13 protein-coding genes and 1 other RNA gene are annotated in these 16,353 nt (G+C 40.9%); 7 read left to right on the top strand and 7 right to left on the bottom strand.

What is annotated here, in order from left to right; all coding sequences use genetic code 11:
* Nucleotides 1–29 precede the first annotated feature (29 nt).
* The gene (locus tag BKK48_RS06490) at nucleotides 30–620 is read left to right on the top strand and encodes a hypothetical protein (protein ID WP_077427322.1); all 591 of its coding nucleotides are present in this window, start codon (nucleotides 30–32) and stop codon (nucleotides 618–620) included.
* A 69-nt stretch (nucleotides 621–689) separates the two neighbouring features.
* Here the strand turns inward: BKK48_RS06490 and BKK48_RS06485 are convergent, their stop codons facing one another.
* From BKK48_RS06485 to udk, 4 genes are read right to left on the bottom strand one after another with little or no spacing between them, the layout of a single operon-like run.
* Entirely contained in the window at nucleotides 690–1,874 is a 1,185-nt protein-coding gene (locus BKK48_RS06485; RefSeq protein WP_077427321.1) for a sugar transporter, read from the bottom strand.
* Nucleotides 1,874–3,064, bottom strand: a complete 1,191-nt coding sequence (locus BKK48_RS06480) for an AsmA-like C-terminal region-containing protein (protein ID WP_077427320.1) — start codon at nucleotides 3,062–3,064, stop codon at nucleotides 1,874–1,876. The genes BKK48_RS06485 and BKK48_RS06480 overlap by 1 nt, the downstream gene beginning before the upstream one ends.
* On the bottom strand, nucleotides 3,065–3,649 hold the full coding sequence (gene dcd, locus BKK48_RS06475; protein ID WP_077418076.1) for a dCTP deaminase: 585 nt from the start codon (nucleotides 3,647–3,649) through the stop codon (nucleotides 3,065–3,067).
* Nucleotides 3,650–3,657: 8 nt separating this feature from the next.
* Entirely contained in the window at nucleotides 3,658–4,299 is a 642-nt protein-coding gene (gene udk / locus BKK48_RS06470; RefSeq protein ID WP_077427319.1) for a uridine kinase, read from the bottom strand.
* Nucleotides 4,300–4,463: 164 nt separating this feature from the next.
* On the opposite strand from udk, the gene BKK48_RS06465 reads away from it, so the two are divergent.
* The 5 genes from BKK48_RS06465 (at nucleotide 4,464) to BKK48_RS06445 (ending at nucleotide 12,116) form a co-directional block, all read left to right on the top strand.
* Nucleotides 4,464–5,504 carry an ABC transporter substrate-binding protein gene (locus tag BKK48_RS06465; protein WP_077427318.1) on the top strand — a complete coding sequence of 347 codons (1,041 nt, stop codon included), beginning with the start codon at nucleotides 4,464–4,466 and terminating at the stop codon, nucleotides 5,502–5,504.
* 148 nt (nucleotides 5,505–5,652) lie between these two features.
* A complete protein-coding gene (locus tag BKK48_RS06460; protein ID WP_077427317.1) occupies nucleotides 5,653–7,704 on the top strand; it encodes an ABC transporter permease in 2,052 nt (683 codons plus the stop codon).
* A gap of 60 nt (nucleotides 7,705–7,764) precedes the next feature.
* On the top strand, nucleotides 7,765–8,811 hold the full coding sequence (gene fbpC, locus BKK48_RS06455; RefSeq protein WP_077427316.1) for a ferric ABC transporter ATP-binding protein: 1,047 nt from the start codon (nucleotides 7,765–7,767) through the stop codon (nucleotides 8,809–8,811).
* A gap of 261 nt (nucleotides 8,812–9,072) precedes the next feature.
* On the top strand, nucleotides 9,073–11,019 hold the full coding sequence (locus tag BKK48_RS06450) for a site-specific recombinase (RefSeq protein ID WP_077427361.1): 1,947 nt from the start codon (nucleotides 9,073–9,075) through the stop codon (nucleotides 11,017–11,019).
* Between the two features lie 140 nt (nucleotides 11,020–11,159).
* Nucleotides 11,160–12,116: a glycosyltransferase gene (locus tag BKK48_RS06445; RefSeq protein WP_158074353.1), complete on the top strand. Its 957-nt coding sequence runs from the start codon at nucleotides 11,160–11,162 to the stop codon at nucleotides 12,114–12,116.
* Here the strand turns inward: BKK48_RS06445 and nrdG are convergent.
* Entirely contained in the window at nucleotides 12,111–12,581 is a 471-nt protein-coding gene (gene nrdG, locus BKK48_RS06440; protein WP_077427314.1) for an anaerobic ribonucleoside-triphosphate reductase-activating protein, read from the bottom strand. The genes BKK48_RS06445 and nrdG overlap by 6 nt on opposite strands.
* A gap of 128 nt (nucleotides 12,582–12,709) precedes the next feature.
* Between nrdG and ffs the strand changes: the two genes are divergently transcribed.
* Nucleotides 12,710–12,808, top strand: an RNA gene (gene ffs, locus BKK48_RS06435) — signal recognition particle sRNA small type.
* A gap of 27 nt (nucleotides 12,809–12,835) precedes the next feature.
* Here ffs and cydC read toward each other — a convergent pair.
* Complete coding sequence (gene cydC, locus BKK48_RS06430; protein WP_077427313.1) at nucleotides 12,836–14,563, bottom strand: heme ABC transporter ATP-binding protein/permease CydC; 1,728 nt, start codon at nucleotides 14,561–14,563, stop codon at nucleotides 12,836–12,838.
* On the bottom strand, nucleotides 14,563–16,323 hold the full coding sequence (gene cydD / locus BKK48_RS06425) for a heme ABC transporter permease/ATP-binding protein CydD (RefSeq protein ID WP_077427312.1): 1,761 nt from the start codon (nucleotides 16,321–16,323) through the stop codon (nucleotides 14,563–14,565). The genes cydC and cydD overlap by 1 nt, the downstream gene beginning before the upstream one ends.
* Nucleotides 16,324–16,353 lie beyond the last annotated feature (30 nt).

Genomic DNA, 16,353 nt, shown 5'->3' with positions numbered 1-16,353 from the left:
AAATAAATTAGTGAAAAGGATTGCCTTTTATGAATGTTAAATTACCTAAGCCAACCAGTCAGCAAGTTAATTATTATATAGAGAAAGGGAAAAGTTTAGATAACTATGTTCAACAAGAAAAAGCATTGAATAAATTATTTGATTTAATGCCAAATAATCATGATGTGAGCGAAGTATTGCTAAAATGTTCGACACTCAATGATTTCTACAGTACAAATATCTTTAGTGTTTATTCCGTGGCAAAACATATTTTAACGATTCAAAAATTTGATTTGAGATTGAAAAATGGTGATTTGTCTTTAGTGAATGAGCTACAAAATGTGACTATTTCTGGGGTGGAAAAGCATTTTTATTCTTTTGCAACGAAATACTGTAGTCACCATAACCCTGAAATGTTTCCAATTTATGATAGTTATGTTGATAAGGTACTTTGGGAATTTAATAAAGAACATTCATTTTCGAAATTTAAAAGAACAGATTTAAAAAATTACATTGAATTTAAAAGAGTACTAGTCGACTTTAAAAATTATTTTAAACTCAATGAATTTACAATAAAAGAGCTTGATCAATACCTATGGTTATTAGGAAAAGAAAAATTTTCTAAAACAAAATCAGAATAGCGGTTATTATTTACTCTAGAGAAAAGCTAATTTAGAGGTAGGTAGCAGAAAGGCTGTTTGCTCCCGCCTCTATTTTTCACTGATTTTGGGCAGGTAACGATATTGAAAAAAGCTAAACATCACTAACCCAACAAACCCTAACATTGCCCCTATCCATCCGATATATTCTAATCCTACATACTTCATAATTTGACCGCCGAATAATGCGCCGGCGCCAATTCCTGCATTAAATATACCTGAATAAATGGCGGTGGCGACATCGGTGGCATCGGGGGCGAGTTTTAATACCTGCATTTGTAAGGCAAGCCCAATGCAGGAAATGCCGATCCCCCAAAGAAAGGCAAGGGAAAATATGGTGGAGGTATAATGGGTTGAGCTGAGTAAAAGAGTGAGTGAGGTGATGAATAACCCCATTGCGGTGAGAATAAATTTTCTTGGGTTAAAGCGATATAACCGGTTGAAGAGTAAACTGGCACTAATCCCTGATAAGCCAAATACGAGAAGAATGAGGGTTGTAAGACTCGGGGGCAATTGCCCGATTTGGATCATAAAAGGTTCAATATAGGTATAGGCGGTAAAATGCGCAGAAATAATCAGTGCCGTGGTGAGATAAAGCCCGATTAACAATGGGCGTTTAGCGAGCATAGGCAAGCTGGCAAGTGAGCCGGCGTTTTTGCTTGGAAGTCGGGGTAACAGTTGGATAATGAGGAACATAGCGGCGAATGCCAAAACGGCAATGATGCCGAAAGTGACCCGCCATCCGACCAGTTGACCGATTAAACGTCCAATAGGCAAGCCTAAAATGGTGGCAAGGGATGAACCTATCGCCAGCATACCCAGTGCTTGTGTCTTTTTATTTTTAGGCGCAATGCGCATTACAAGGGAGGCGGTGATAGACCAAAAAACCGCATGGGATAAGGCAATACACATGCGGGCAATGAGTAACACCCAAAAATTCCATGCCATCACGGAGAGGAGATGGCCGATAATGAAAATCACAAAAAGTTTAACGAGTAAACTTTTTCGCTCCATTTTGCCTGTTGCCAACATAGCGGGTAAAGACATCACTAACACAGTCCAGGCATAGGCGGTCATCATCAGACCGGTTTCAGCGGTTTGCATGTTAAAACTTTGTGCAATATCCGTAAGTAATGCAACGGGCACAAATTCTGTAGTATTGAAAATAAAGGCGGTACAAGCCATGAGGATGACCCGCCAAGTTTGGATTTTTTCAGCTTGTTGGTAAAACGACATTACTTCAATTTCTCTTTAATGAGATCTTTTACTTTTTTCCGAAAATCTTTATTCATTTCCAGTTTATATTGAGGGGAATAGCAACTGTCGAAAAAGCGAATAGGGAGTTTAAGACCTTGATATTTTTCATTTGTTGCAGAGAGGTTGAGATTAATATCACATTGCATCGTGTGTAAATCAATCGCCCCACTGCCTTCGCCTAAAAGCACGGGGGTTTTGAGATGGATTTTATCGACACTTAATAAGTTATTTTCAAAATTTAATGATGAGCTAAAGGTTTGATAAGGCGTATTCATACTTTTTCCCGCTAAAAGATCATCATTGTAGTTAATTGGAAAATACTGTGTAGCGAGATCAAGTAAATTTAGCCCTAAAAGCTCACCGTCCCGTGCATTAAAATCAAATTTTCCTTGCATTAATTCTGAATTGAAAAAGGTGAGTTGAATGGTGAAATCCGTGGTCCCTGTCATGGTATCTGGAAAGCTCAGTAAGGTGAGTAAACGTGCCATTGGGAAATTTTTACCGGAAAATTTGACCGCACTTTTTTGTTCTAAACCATTGAATTTCAACACTGCAAGACAATCGGTACTACAAGTAGGTTTGATATAAGCAATCAGCGCTTTTTGAGGTTTGAAAAAATCCGCGTGTATTTCAATATAGCCGAGCGTTTGATCATTGAGTTTTGCCTTATCAATTTGGATTAAGGTTTCTTGATCTTGGCGAAGGGCAATATGGGCTTTATTAAAGGTGAAATTGAAGTGGGTGTTTTTTCCATAAATGGGTTTTTCAAGTTCAATTGCAATGCGATTTTCACCATCAAAAGCAATATTTTTTGCCAATAATTTTTTCAGTAAAAAATCTGAAAAAGACAGGGTGATTTTCGCTGAATTGAGGGCATTTTCACTGAATTTGATTTGATTTATGGTAAGTTGTTCAAGTTTTGGATTGCCGAACATTAAGGGTAAAAAGGCAAGTTTCCCCTCAATTTGTTTAAGCGATAGAGCGTGATAGTTTAGTTGCTCAATAGCGAAATAAGGTTGAGGAAGGAGGCCGAACTCAAGGGATTTTACTTGAATATTGTGTTGGGCGAATTGTTCGGTGAGCTGGCTCTTCGCTTGCTGGAGTTGAATATAAAAAAACGCAAAGATCGCCACAAGCACGATCAGCAGGCTTATTGCGATCTTTTTCATTTATTTATCCTCATCGATACGACTTGCCACCGCATTTTGTTGGTTTCGATATTTCGCATCTTTACGGCGGTTATAAGGGCGGGCGGCATCCCCACTTAGCACTTCAAAACTGAGTGCACCGATGACCATATTCGGGCGTAAGGCTAAAGGTAATTTACCTGAATTATAAAACTCAAGAACGATTTTGCCTTCCCAACCCGGATCGATACGGTGGGCGGTAACATGCACCATTAAGCCTAAACGGGCGAGAGAAGAGCGCCCGTCTAGCCAACCGATAATATTGGCCGGTAATTTGACGGATTCTAAGGTTGTTGCCAAAGCCAGTACACCGGGGTGGAGAAAAAAAGCCTCGTTATCGGGAATGATGATTTCATCACTCATCACGGATTCCAATTGGGCAGAAACCTCTTCTTTAGGGCCGCTTAAATCAATATAAGGTGCGGAATGTTCACGAAATACCCGGAAAGAATTCCCCAAACGCACATCAATGGTTGCACCGTTAATTTTACTGTTATCCGGACGAGGGGTTAAAGCAATAATGCCATCATCAAGATAGCGTTCAATATCGGTATCGCAAAGACGCATAATTTCTCCTACTTGTGATTGAGTAAATGAAGGATTTGGGCTTTTAACATATTGATTGCAATACGGTTTTTACCACCACGAGGAATGACAATATCAGCATATTGTTTAGACGGCTCAATAAATTGTAAAAACATTGGGCGAACTGTTGAGCGATATTGGTCGATCACCGATTGTAATGAACGGCCCCGTTCTTCCATATCACGTTGCAAGCGGCGAATAAAACAAATATCAAGTGGTGTATCTACAAACACGGAAATATCTGCTAATTGGCGCACCCGTTCATCGGTGAGGAGTAAAATGCCCTCTAAAATCACGATACGTTTAGGGGTGAAATGCGTGGTTTCCGCAGTTCGGGTGTGTTCTACATAGCTATAAACAGGAATATCCACTGCCTTATTGGCTTTTAAATCTTTTAAATGGGCAATGAGTAAATCACGATCCATTGAGTTAGGATGGTCATAATTGGTTTTAACCCGTTCACTCATTTCTAAGTGGCTTTGATCTTTGTAATAGCTATCTTCTGCAATAATGCCGATTTGCTGACAGCCTAGCTCGTTACAGAGTTCTTTATGAACGGTGGAGGCAATGGAGCTTTTCCCTGAAGCGGAAGCGCCGGTAATGGCGATGATAATACAAGATGAGTCTGGCATGAATATAACCTGAGGGCTGAGAAAATTGCCTGAATTATAAAGAAAAGTGCGGTCAATTTCACTTTATTTTTCGGCATCAATTTACAAAATTGTGAGAGCTATCACGGTATTATTTTTTATTTTCCTCTAATATTGTAACGTTGTTCTTCAACGGAGTCTTAACTATGAAAATCAATAAAATTTCGCTTTCTATTTCAACCGCACTTTTAGCGGGAAGTTTGATGTTCTCTTCTGCCGCCAATGCGAAAGGTCGTTTGGTGGTCTATTGCAGTGCCACGAATGTGTTATGTGAAACCACCACAAAAGCCTTTGGTGAAAAATATGATGTGAAAACCTCTTTTATCCGCAATGGTTCGGGGAGTACTTTTGCCAAAGTAGAAGCGGAAAAAAATAATCCGCAAGCCGATGTTTGGTTTGGTGGCACCTTTGATCCTCAGGCACAAGCAGCAGAATTAGGATTAATTGAACCTTATCAATCTCAACATATTGACGAAATTGTTGAAGCTTTCCGTGATCCGGCAAAAACAAAAGGGCATTATGTTTCCGCCATTTATATGGGCATTTTAGGGTTTGGGGTGAATACCGAGCGTCTTGCCAAATTAGGCATTAAAGAAGTGCCGAAATGTTGGAAAGATTTAACAGATCCTAAGTTAAAAGGGGAAATTCAAATTGCAGATCCTCAAAGTTCAGGCACGGCTTATACGGCGATTGCCACCTTTGTTCAACTTTGGGACGAGGGCAAAGCCTTTGATTTCTTCAAACAACTTCATCCAAACGTTTCCCAATACACCAAATCCGGTATCGCACCATCACGCAATGCCGCACGGGGGGAAACCGCCATTGGAATTGGTTTCTTACATGATTATGCCTTAGAAAAACAACAGGGTGCACCATTAGAATTAATTGTGCCTTGTGAAGGTACCGGCTATGAATTAGGTGGGGTGAGTATCCTTAAAGGCGCTCGTAACCTTGATAACGCCAAATTATTTGTAGATTGGGCGCTTTCTAAAGAAGGGCAAGAGCTAGCGTGGAAACAGGGGGAATCACTACAAATTCTAACCAATACCACTGCTGAGCAATCTCCGGTCGCCTTTGATCCGACCAAACTCAATTTAATCAATTACGATTTTGAAAAATACGGCGCTACCGAAGAGCGTAAACGCCTGATTGAAAAATGGGTTCAAGAAATTAAATTAGCGAAATAATATGCTTAAAGTGCGGTTTGAAATTACCAAATTTTGACCGCACTTTGATTTTGTTTATCGTACATATTATAAATACAGGTATGAATTGTGGCGTGGGTATTTCGTTCATACTAATAAAAAAACGCCAAATAGTCTTTCGGAGGTATTAATGAGAAAGCAGGCGCTTTTTAGCAACAATGGGTTTTGGATTGCCATTGCTGTTATTGGATTTATTTGTTTGCCTTCTACGGCACTTTATTATGGGCTTGCAGAAGCCACCTCGGAAGAAGTGTTGGAGGCGATGGGGTGGACGACCCCTAATGTAAGTTGGCTTTGGTTTGGGGCACTATTGTTGATTCCGTTGGCTTCTCGTTTTTCCAACCAAACTGCATACCGACAAGGGTTAACTGAATTTCTACTGATTTGTGCGATTTTTGCGTTTATTTTTATCTCTGCGACAATCGCAAAAATCAGTTTGGGTTATTCGATTTTTGTTTTGGTGATCGCGTTGATTGCCATGGCAACGAATGCCTTAGCAAAAATGAAAATAATGCAAGGCGATAAATTTATCATTGCTTCGCTTATCAGCATTGTGTTGATGATTTTCTTTTTTATTGTTTATCCGACATTCGCTATTTTTATTTCTATGTTTTACGACGGTTCGGAATTTGTGCCAACACAGTTCTTAACCATCATTAAACAGCCTTATATTGTTCGCATTATTTTTAATTCATTAAGTGTGGCTGCCACTATTGGTGTTTTAGCCACGCTATTTGGGTTGATTTTTGCGCTTTATACAACGCGTATTGCCAAAAGAACGGCATTTATCGGCAAAATTTTCTCCATTTTACCCATTGTCACGCCACCCTTTGTGGTGGGATTAGGGGTTACGCTCATGCTTGGGCGTTCAGGCTATGTGACCCAATTTTTGGTGGAATATCTTGGTTTTAATAATAACTGGTTATACGGTTTCACTGGGATTGTGATTGCTCACACGCTTGCTTTGACCCCAATGTCTTTTATGATCTTAGAAGGTGCGCTTAAATCCGTTCACCCCTCTATTGAAGAAGCCTCATACACCTTGCGGGCGAACCGTTATCAAACTTTCTTTAATATTATTTTTCCATTGTTAAAACCCGCATTAGGCAATTCATTCTTGGTTGTTGCTATTCAATCCCTAGCGGATTTTAGTACGCCATTGGTATTAGGGGGCAGTTTTGATGTGATTTCCTCGCAAATTTATTTCTTTATTGCCGGATCACAGCTTGATTACGCCTCTGCCAGCACCTTGGGAAGCCTATTATTGATTTTCTCACTCTCTATTTTTGTGATCCAATATCTTTGGATTGGTAACCGTTCTTATGTGACGGTTTCGGGAAAATCCTACCGTGGTGATGTGCAGGATTTGCCTCATTTAATGAAATATGCCGTGATGTTGATTTTAGGCGTTTGGGTGCTTTTCAATGTGGTGCTTTACGGCAGTATTTTCTATGGTAGTTTTACCGCCAACTGGGGCGTGGATTACACATTAACCCTAAAACATTACCAAACATTATTTGGTCAAGGCTTCAACGATGGGGCATGGCCATCGCTTATCCAAACCGTATTATTTTCTGCCGCTGCTGCACCGATTACGGCGCTCTTTGGTTTACTCATCGCTTATATTACGGTACGCCGTGATTTCAAAGGCAAGAAAACCTTAGAATTTTTAACCTTACTTTGCTTTGCCGTACCCGGCACGGTTGCCGGGGTGTCTTATATTCTTGCTTTTAATAATGCCCCTATTTACCTCACCGGAACAGGGTTAATCATCATTCTTTCTATGGTGATGCGGAATATGCCGGTGGGTATGCGTGCTGCTATTGCGGGGTTGGGGCAATTAGATAAATCCCTTGATGAAGCCTCACTTTCACTGAAAGGCAGTTCTTTCAAAACCATTGTATTTATCGTGTTGCCGTTGCTTAAACCGGCATTGCTGTCGGCATTGGTTACCAGTTTTGTACGCTCTATGACAACGGTCAGTGCGATCGTTTTCCTCGTTACGGCTGACACTCGTGTTGCCACTTCCTATATTTTAAACCGTGTGGAAGATGGGGAATACGGTGTGGCGATTGCCTACGGCTCTATTTTAATTGTCGTCATGATGGCAATTATTCTCTTCTTCGATTGGATCGTGGGAGAAACCCGTATTAGTCGCTCAAAAGCGAAAAAAATGAATTAAGTCCCGCTGAAATCCATAAAAGTGCGGTATAAAAATGAAAAGTTTTAAAAGGTAGTTAAGATGAATAATGATTTTTTAGTATTGAAAAATATCACCAAAGCATTTGGTAAAGCGGTGGTTATCGACAATTTAGATTTAACCATCAAACGAGGCACAATGGTCACCTTACTTGGCCCCTCAGGTTGTGGAAAAACCACTGTCTTACGTTTGGTTGCCGGACTGGAAACCCCTACTTCCGGTCAAATTTTTATTGATGGTGAAGATGTGACGAAATCTTCCATCCAAAATCGGGATATTTGTATTGTATTTCAGTCCTATGCACTGTTTCCTCATATGTCTATTGGCGATAACGTGGGCTACGGCTTGAAAATGCAGGGGGTAGGGAAAGAAGAACGCCGCCAACGTGTAAAAGAAGCCTTAGAGTTGGTGGATTTAAGTGGATTTGAAGACCGCTATGTGGATCAAATTTCCGGTGGACAACAGCAACGTGTGGCCTTAGCACGAGCCTTAGTGCTAAAACCTAAAGTCTTATTATTTGATGAACCCTTAAGTAACTTAGATGCGAACCTGCGCCGTTCTATGCGTGAAAAAATTCGTGAATTGCAACAACGCTTAGGCATTACTTCTTTATATGTTACCCATGATCAAACCGAAGCCTTTGCCGTATCGGATGAAGTGATTGTGATGCATAAAGGTAAAATTATGCAAAAAGCCCCGGCAAAAGAACTTTATCGTCGTCCAAATTCCTTATTTTTAGCGAACTTTATGGGGGAATCCAGTATTTTCGAGGGGATATTGCAAAAAGACCGAGTGGAAATTAATGGTTATCAAATGACCCTTTCTCACAGTGAACAATTTGGCTTGCCAGATGGTGAATGTTTAGTGGGCATCCGCCCAGAGGCTATTTATCTGTCGCCGGAAGGTATTGATGCACAACGTTGCGAAATAAAAAGTGCTGTCTATATGGGCAACCATTGGGAAGTGGTGGCAAGCTGGCAGGGTAAAGATCTCCTCGTGAATTGCAAACCGGAAGATTTTAATGCCGATCTCAAACAAGCCTACGTTAACCTCTCAGAACAAGGCATTTTTCTCTTGAAGAAAGAATAAAGCGTTATGTTAAAAAATGCGGTATTATGTAGCAGTTGCGCAACGTTGTTTTTTGTTATCTTGTAGGGACACACTGCGTTTTGGTTAAAATTTCTGTTTTGTGCATTTTCTACATAATGTCGAAAAAATGGGAAATTTTAATCGCACTTTTGTAATGAATGCCTCCTATTGATTAGATTATTCCGCCTACTTCCCCTTTCCTCACGAATCGGTATAATGTGCCGTTTTTATAAGCAAACGGAGGATAATTTGAAATCAATCATGGTTAAACCTGAAACATTACCGCAGTTTATTCGTCAAAAAGTGGCTGAAAATGATGCTTTTGGCTTGGTGGAAGGGTGGTGTCAGCTTTTTCGGGAAAGTCGTGTTTATCAAATTGTGCCTCATATTCGTTTAATCCGGCGTATTTTGAAACAAGATAAAGAATTGGCTAGTTCGGTTGCTGAGCTATTGTGTGACTGGGTGTGTAGTTTACGTCTTTATCCCCTATTGATTAGCAGTGGTATTTTGGCTCGTGAGGGGTTTGGGCGTGAAATGAAAAGTCGCCTTTATGAGCGTTTTAATCCTGCTTTTAAAGATATCAACGATCTGCGTGATATTTTTTATCTGTTATTTAATGATAAAAATGATGTGCGTTGGATCGATGCTATTCCGTTAAAAGAATGGCGGGGGCTTTTAGGCGTTTTAGCCCGTCAAACGGAAGAAAAAGATCGAGAGCGTTTGCATGCTCACTTTCAACATGAAGGGTTATTTGCCATAGAGATGCTGTCGATTTGGATTGCTGCAGAAGAAATGGAGCCGGAACTGATGCGTATGGAACCTTCATTATTGAATGCCGATTCGCCTTTTGTTGCATTACACCGTGAAGTGATTGATTGGTTAGAGGCTCGTCGTCAAGGGAATATGTTTGATGATAGTCACTTTCAAGTGATGTTTGAACAATGTAATCGGCTTATTGAACGCCTACAAAAAAGAGGTGCACAGGTCGGTTCATCCCTTAATGTGGCTTATCTTCTAGAACGACTTTCACAAACCTTAGAACGATTGGAAAAACTGATGGCGATTTTTGTATCAAATCGTTACTTACCTCGTCGTATTTTATTGTTAACCGGTTGTTTTGCTCGCGCTGCGGCGGAACAACACAGTATTTCCCGTTTATGGAAACAGAGTTCAAAGCTCATTGCACGGAGTATCACACAAAATTCAGGCGATCATGGTGAACATTACATTACAAGGGATAAAAAAGAGTACTTCTTGATGTTTTATTCCGCAGCCGGAGGTGGGGTGTTAATTGCGCTGATGGCACTGTTTAAAATGTATTTGGGAAGTGTCATTGATGATAAAGTTTGGAAAGGCATTGCTGAAGGGCTTAACTATGGCTTAGGGTTCACCCTCATTTTTATGTTGCATTTTACGGTGGCAACGAAGCAACCGGCCATGACGGCAGCCCGTTTTGCTGAGGCAGTGGAGCGTCATCCTAACGGAAAAGCCTTGAATATGAAACTCGCTCAATTGCTCGTGGATGTATTTCGTTCACAAAGTATTGCGGTGGTGGGGAATGTGCTTGTGGCAATGAGTTTAGCGGCGTTGATTGCATTTATCTATCAGCAGCAAAGTGGTGAGGCTTTGCTCAATCAAGGGCAGATTGATTATCAGCTACACAGTATTGATCCTTTCGCCGGCACATTATGGTTTGCCGCAATTGCCGGGGTATGGTTGTTTTTTTCAGGGATCATTTCAGGCTATTTCGATAACCGAAGTCATTATTTGAATTTAAGAATGCGTTTGCGTCAGCACCCTTGTTTGAAAAAAGTGCTGCCTTCCCAATATCGAGCAAAATTAGCCGATTATTTGCACGACAACTATGGTTCTATTATGGGAAATCTTTGCTTTGGATTATTGTTGGGGTTAACCGGCGTGGTGGGCTATTTAACCGGTTTACCGCTTGATATTCGCCATGTTGCCTTTTCTTCGGCCAATGTAGGCTATATTGCAGTGAGTGGGCATTTTACGGCTGCCTTGGTGTTACAATGCCTCTGTTTCGTTTTATTGATTGGTTTGGTGAATTTGATCGTCAGCTTTTCCTTAACCCTTTGGGTTGCATTACGTTCATTAAATACAGAAATTGATAGCTGGTGGGCCATTTGGCGTGAAGTCGGGGAGATTATAAAACAAAGACCTTTAAGCCTATTTTTCCCCGTTCAGTGAGAAATAAAGAAAAAGTGCGGTGGAAAATTTTGTGTTTTTACCCTCGTTTTATTAGATTAGCCGGTTTGTTAATAATTAGGGCATAGTAGATAAAAATCGTAGGAGTCTTTGGATAATAAATTCCAAAGAGGAGGTACAATTTGTCAGTCAGTCTCACTTTTGTTGTTCCTGTTTATAATGTTGAAAAATATCTCGCTCAGTGTTTAGATAGTCTTATCTCCCAATCTGTTAATAAAGAAATCATCATTGTTAATGATGGTTCAACGGATGGTAGTCTAGCTGTGGCGGAACAGTATTTCTCACGTTATCCTTTTATCACTCTCATTAATCAGCATAATCAAGGGGTTGCTTCCGCTCGTAATGCCGGGCTAAGGCAAGCAAAAGGGCGTTATATCTATTTTGTCGATCCCGATGATTGGCTTGTTGAAACTCAACTCGATACTATGGTTGAGATTGCCGATAGACATCAAGCTGATGTGATAAAAGGTACCATAGAAAATAGTTATGAATGTGATTCATTTGGGGGACCTTGTTCACGCAGGTTTGAGTCCCCTCGAATAAAATCAAATCAATATGAGGTCATGAGTAGTTATCAACATCTGAATGATATGCTCAAATGGGATTGGCATCCAAGTTGCTGTTTTGGTTTTTTTAGAACTGATTTTTTACGCAAAAACAATCTTTGGCTTAATGAAGCCTTAAAGGTTGGGGAAGATGTACTATTTATTACAGAAATTCTTTCTCTCCCAGGCGTTACCGTAATTGAAGTGGGACGAGTCTTTTATCACTATCGTTTAAGAGCAAACAGCCTCACCACCACAAAAAATGATATATCAAAGTTGGTTCATTTATTTGAACTTGATAAATACCTAATAAAACTTTACCAACAACGCCAAAGTGATATTAAAGATATCAATAACAAAACCAAACGGATGTTTATCAATTTAGAAAGAATTAGAGCGATTAACTTTAGCATAGCTTATCGTTATCAATATTTAAAGTATTCACCGGAATTGAAAGCAGAAATCCGCCATTATTTCACTGATGAAGTATTAGAATTAATGAAAAAATGGTTGTCTTTTGAGGTGAAATTATAAATTCTTAAAACGATGAATAATCTGATTTGCCGATCCCCGCCAGAGTAGGCTTGGATCGGCTTTTTCTTGTTCAAATTTTCCGTCAATGAGAACATCAATATAAGGGAGCATGGCACGCTGGGTTTCATCAAGTTCCGCTAATTTATAACCGGTCCATACCCAAATATCTTTATCGGGGCATTCCTGTTTTACCCGTTGGATAAAGGGCAAAAGGGTTGCTACATTAAGGGGGTGGAGCGGGTCGCCACCGGATAACGTGAGCCCTTGGCGTTTGATACGGGTATCTTTTAAATCATTGATAATTTGTTGTTCCATCGCTTCATCAAAGCGTCTGCCGGCACTAAATGACCAGCTTTTTTGGTTATAACAACCTTTGCAACCATGGGTACAACCGCTCACAAAAAGAGTACAACGTGTCCCTTCACCATTCACCACATCAACGGGGTAATATTGTAAATAGTTCATTTTGTTAATTCCTGAAAAGTGCGGTTGAAATTCTTGTTAAATTTATTATTCGGTGTAATTAATCTTTGCAATGGGCTTTTAATTCTTGCATAATAGCGCCCTATCGCATTGCGATGTCAATGGAAACCTTTTCGGTCTCTCGCAACGGTGTCCGGTTTACCCGGTCAGGTTCGGAAGAAAGCAGCCAAAGTCGGAAGTGCTGTGTGCCGAGAAGCAGCTGGGAAGGTTTCCGCCCAACTTCTTTTTAATCCTTTCTAAACACGTTCGATTAATCGCTTAAAAAATCCCTGTTCTTTTTTGATTAAGGTCTCGTAATTTCCCTGTTCAATGAGTTTTCCTTCATCAATCACACAAATGCGGTCAAATTGCTCGAGGGCGGTTAAACGGTGGGTCACCATAATCAGGGTTTTCTGTTTCGTATGCTGTAAAATTAAGCGTAGAACTTGGCGTTCGGTTTCACGATCAAGCCCTTCTGTCGGTTCATCGAGCAATAAAATCGGGGCGTCATTTAATAAAATACGGGCAATACCTAAACGGCGTTGTTCTCCACCGGAAAGGGGGCGTCCCCCATCGCCTAACCAAAGGTTCAACCCTTCAGGTTGAGTTAATAATTTGCCTAACCCCACTTGGTTGAGGACATCGATCATTTTCTCATCAGCGATTTTTTCCGAGCTGGCAAATTGTAAATTTTGTCGCAAAGTATCGCTGAAGACATGTACCCGTTGGGTGAGAAAACAAAATTGCTTACGCAGGGTTTGCTCGGCGTAACTGGAAATCGGTTTGTTTGCCAGTAAGAGTTCCCCTTGGTCGGGATCATAGTTGCGCACCAATAATTGGAGTAGTGTGGATTTACCACTGCCGGTTTTGCCAAGAATGGCAATTTTTTGCCCTTGTTCGAAATCCAGTGTGAGATTATCTAAGGCAAGATTTTCGCTTTCCGGATAGTGAAAGCTTAAATTCTGGGCGGAAATTAACCGCACTTGTGGTTCAAATTGAGCCTCATCGTGAAATTCAACAAGCGGTTTTTGTTCAATAATTTCCGTTACCCGCTCAGCGGCTGCTATCACCTGTCCGATATGCAAAAAGGCTGTACCTAAAGGCATGATAATTTCAAAGGCGGCAAGGGCAGCAAAGGTAAAGAGGGCAATAAAGGCGGCACGATATTCATCGTTACCAAAATCGGCTTGGCTGCTAAACCAGAGCATGGCGACAATAAGTAAGCCATTGATAAAGAGTGCCAATGCAGTGGAAAATCCGCCTAATTTTGCTTCTTTTTCTTGGGTGGCTTGCCAATGCTTTTCTGTATTTTCCATTTTCGCCTTAAGTTGATTTTCGGCGTTAAACAGTAAAAGCTCTGCTTGGGCTTGAATAAATTCTAAAAATTGTGTGCGGTAGGTGGCACGGGCTTGCACTAAAGGTTTGCCAAATTGTTGACCTAAGCGATAGAAAATGGTCGGAATAATCACTAATAATACGAGCAAAACCATACCAAGCCCGAATGCGAGAGGGGCATGAATAAAGCTCAGGCCAATCGTCATGGCAATAATCACCAATATCGCACTGAAAAACGGAGCAAGTAGGCGTAAATAAAGGCTATCTAAGGTGTCTACATCCGATACTAAGCGATTTAATAATTCGCTATTGCGGTAACGGTTTAGCACCGCAGGACTTAAAGGGATCATTTTTTCAAAGACTTTCACCCGTAAATTCGCCAACACCCGGAAAGTGGCATCGTGGGTTACCCATTTTTCAAAATAACGGGCAACGGTGCGTCCAATGGCTAATCCCCGCACGCTGGCGGAAGGGTAGAAAAAGTTAAATAATGAGCCGAGTCCTGCAATGGCGGTTGCCGCTAAAAACCAGCCGGACAGCGTGAGTAATCCCATACTGGAGGCTAGCCCTAAAATCATCAGAATTAAGCCTAAAATTAAGGGCCATTTGGAGAAGCTAAATAAACGGATAAAAGGTAGCAATGCACGCATTATTGAATATCCTCTTGTCGTTGAGCGAGTAATTCGGCAAAAAAGCCATGGTTTTTGAGTTGTGAAAACTCGCCTTGCTGAAGAATTTCCCCTTTTTGCATGACAAAAATTTGATCGCATTGTTTAAGATCTTCAATACGATGGGTGATCATCAATGTGGTTTGATAGCAACTGATATCGTTTAATGCCTGTAAAACTAAATTTTCCGATTGGGCATCAAGGCTTGCAGTGGGTTCATCAAGGAGAAGCAATTTGCCTTTGCGTAATAATGCTCGAGTAATGGCAAGGCGTTGTGCTTGCCCCACTGAAATGCCTAACCCCCCGTCTTTGATTTCGTAGTTTAACCCGAGTTTGTCCGTGAAGGTTTTGGCTTGTGCTAGCTGCAAAGCATGGTCAATTTCTTCATCATTGGCTTGAATATTGCCAAGCAACAGATTTTCTTTGATTGTTCCTTGTAGTAACAAGGGGTTTTGCCCCACCCAAGCAATGTTTTTACGCCATTGTGTTAAATTGCTTTCACGAAGTTCTTGCCCGTTGATTTTCAATGAACCTTCATAAGGGAGGAAACCAAGGAGTACATTCATTAAAGAGGTTTTGCCAGCTCCGCTTTGACCGACTAAGGCGACATTATGATTTGCCGGAATATGAAAGCTAAGTGGTTTCGTTAACGGGATGCCTTGCGTTGAAAGTACCACGAGATTTTTAGCCCTAATTTCCACCGCACTTTCAGTAGGAATAGATTTATCCTGTTGATGCGTGGTGAGGTAGTCTGTTTCTAAAAAATCCACAATGGCATCAGCTGCCCCAATACCGGCAGCCCGGTCGTGATAATAGGTGCCGAGATCACGAAGGGGTTGATAAAACTCTGGCGCAAGAATTAAACAGAAAAAACCGGTAAAGAGAGTGAGCGAGGTATGATAAGTGCCAAATTCAATTTGCCCGAGATAACTAAAACCAAAATAAACCGCCATCAGTGCAATAGAGATAGAGGTAAAAAATTCCAATACGGCGGAGGAAAGAAAGGCGATTTTAAGCACATCCATGGTCGTTTCACGAAAATCTTCCGTGGTTTTTTTGATGTGCTGGGTTTGTTCTAAAGTGCGGTTAAAAAGGCGTAAGGTTTCAAGCCCTCGTAGGCGATCTAAAAATTGTGCGCTTAATCGGGAAAGAGTCGCCATATTTTTTTGGTTGCTGTCTGCTGCGGCGATCCCCACCAAAATCATAAATAGAGGAACAAGCGGTGCGGTGAGCATTAAAATTAACCCTGCCGCCCAGTTTAACGGGAAGACTGCAATTAAAATGACAATAGGCACAATGACAGAAAGCCGCTCTTGAGGAAGAAAACGGGCGTAGAAATTGTGTAAATTTTCCACTTGTTCCAACATGATACTTGCCCAACTGCCAGCCGGTTTTTGATTAATGGTGGCCGGGCCTACAAGGTGGATTTTATCCAGAATTTTTTGACGAATATGACGACGTAATTGGCGGCCACTTTCAAAACCGACTTTTTCCCTCGCCCATAAAATGATTGCCCGTAGCATAAAGCAGAGAACTAAGCCAATAAAATAAGGAATAAGCTCGCCTGACGGCACATTTTGCATAATGAGTTTATCAAGTAGGAGAGCAAGACAATAAGTTTGTATTACTAAAATAAGCGATGAAACCGTTGCAAGGGCAATATTGGCCCACATCAATTTCTTGATAGGTGCTTGTTGGGTTTGTAGCCATTTTTGTAGATATTTTTGGCGGAGTTTATTCATAAATTTTCATTCTTCCCAAATTGGGGAGGG

The organism is Rodentibacter heidelbergensis, assembly GCF_002000125.1.
GTDB classification, from domain to species: Bacteria; Pseudomonadota; Gammaproteobacteria; order Enterobacterales; family Pasteurellaceae; genus Rodentibacter; species Rodentibacter heidelbergensis.
The sequence above is the reverse complement of the archived record's forward strand: the minus strand, read 5'-3'. Positions and strand labels throughout refer to the sequence as shown.

What these genes read in the sequence shown, in the direction of transcription:
- dcd (WP_077418076.1), bottom strand. Translation starts at nt 3,649, where the DNA reads ATGCGTCTTTGCGATACCGATATTGAACGCTATCTTGATGATGGCATT.
- BKK48_RS06490 (WP_077427322.1), top strand. Translation starts at nt 30, where the DNA reads ATGAATGTTAAATTACCTAAGCCAACCAGTCAGCAAGTTAATTATTAT.
- BKK48_RS06480 (WP_077427320.1), bottom strand. Translation starts at nt 3,064, where the DNA reads ATGAAAAAGATCGCAATAAGCCTGCTGATCGTGCTTGTGGCGATCTTT.
- fbpC (WP_077427316.1), top strand. Translation starts at nt 7,765, where the DNA reads ATGAATAATGATTTTTTAGTATTGAAAAATATCACCAAAGCATTTGGT.
- udk (WP_077427319.1), bottom strand. Translation starts at nt 4,299, where the DNA reads ATGCCAGACTCATCTTGTATTATCATCGCCATTACCGGCGCTTCCGCT.
- BKK48_RS06450 (WP_077427361.1), top strand. Translation starts at nt 9,073, where the DNA reads ATGGTTAAACCTGAAACATTACCGCAGTTTATTCGTCAAAAAGTGGCT.
- BKK48_RS06465 (WP_077427318.1), top strand. Translation starts at nt 4,464, where the DNA reads ATGAAAATCAATAAAATTTCGCTTTCTATTTCAACCGCACTTTTAGCG.
- cydD (WP_077427312.1), bottom strand. Translation starts at nt 16,323, where the DNA reads ATGAATAAACTCCGCCAAAAATATCTACAAAAATGGCTACAAACCCAA.
- BKK48_RS06485 (WP_077427321.1), bottom strand. Translation starts at nt 1,874, where the DNA reads ATGTCGTTTTACCAACAAGCTGAAAAAATCCAAACTTGGCGGGTCATC.
- cydC (WP_077427313.1), bottom strand. Translation starts at nt 14,563, where the DNA reads ATGCGTGCATTGCTACCTTTTATCCGTTTATTTAGCTTCTCCAAATGG.
- nrdG (WP_077427314.1), bottom strand. Translation starts at nt 12,581, where the DNA reads ATGAACTATTTACAATATTACCCCGTTGATGTGGTGAATGGTGAAGGG.
- BKK48_RS06460 (WP_077427317.1), top strand. Translation starts at nt 5,653, where the DNA reads ATGAGAAAGCAGGCGCTTTTTAGCAACAATGGGTTTTGGATTGCCATT.